This is a genomic window from Bacillus sp. GMs2/2, assembly GCF_050172095.1.
Lineage (GTDB): Bacteria > Bacillota > Bacilli > Bacillales > Bacillaceae_G > Bacillus_A > Bacillus_A cereus.
This window is the reverse complement of the sequence record NZ_JBNLYE010000766.1, coordinates 1-846: the sequence shown is the minus strand read 5'-3', so window position 1 is coordinate 846 and position 846 is coordinate 1. Positions and strand designations below refer to the sequence as shown.

Genomic DNA, 846 nt, shown 5'->3' with positions numbered 1-846 from the left:
GCAGCTGGAGACGCATCTAATTTAGAAGTGGTGTTATGTAAATCATCTACACCTTTTTTTAAATCCACTTGTTTTCCTTCTGCTTTTAAAATGGTATCAATGATTTTCTTTCCTTGGTCTTCCCAAAGAGTACCGAACATCTTCGTGCCAAGTGCATTTCTGTCTGTTGCATTTTCAACACCAGCTAAAGCCTTAGTTGCTTCAAGCATCGCTTTTTGTCCGTTTTCACCACCACCAGCGATTGCTTGCCCCCATTTTTCAAATTGATCTGCCGAAATTTTTGTTTTATCTAAAACCTCTTGCATGGACTTATCTACACCAGCGCCAAACTCAGCCATCTTAATACGACCTTCTTTAACACCATCCAATAGGTTATCGATATTCCAACTTTTCGTATCGACCCCAGCTGACAGGATTCCTTGGACTTCTTTAGCTGAAAACCCTGCTTGAATCATTTGATCCCCATATTCAGCGATAATATCTAACTGTTCAGGTGGGAACCCTGTTTTTAGCAAGGTATTAACCAAACCTAACGCTTCTTCGTTCGTAATCCCTAGCGTTGCACCAATTTCGTTTGTTTCTTGTATTAATTCATTAAAATCAATACCTGCATATGTGGAAGCAATCGTTGCAGCACCTTTTACAATTGCAGCATTTGCTTCGTCAGAAGCATCTTTATTGAGTGCCCATTGTCTTCGTGTTCCTTCCAAGGCTTCTTCAACATCTACACCGTAAGTTGTAACGCTTCTTACTGCGTCTTCAACTGACCTTTTAGATGACTCCGGCACTTCAAAAGATACATCAATTTTTGTTTTCAACTTTGACATATCCATTGATTTTTCAATA

General features: G+C 39.5%; 1 pseudogene. It reads right to left on the bottom strand.

The features are described 5' to 3' along the window. Positions 1–846, bottom strand: a pseudogene (locus ACQGS6_RS29350) (hypothetical protein); the annotation flags it as partial.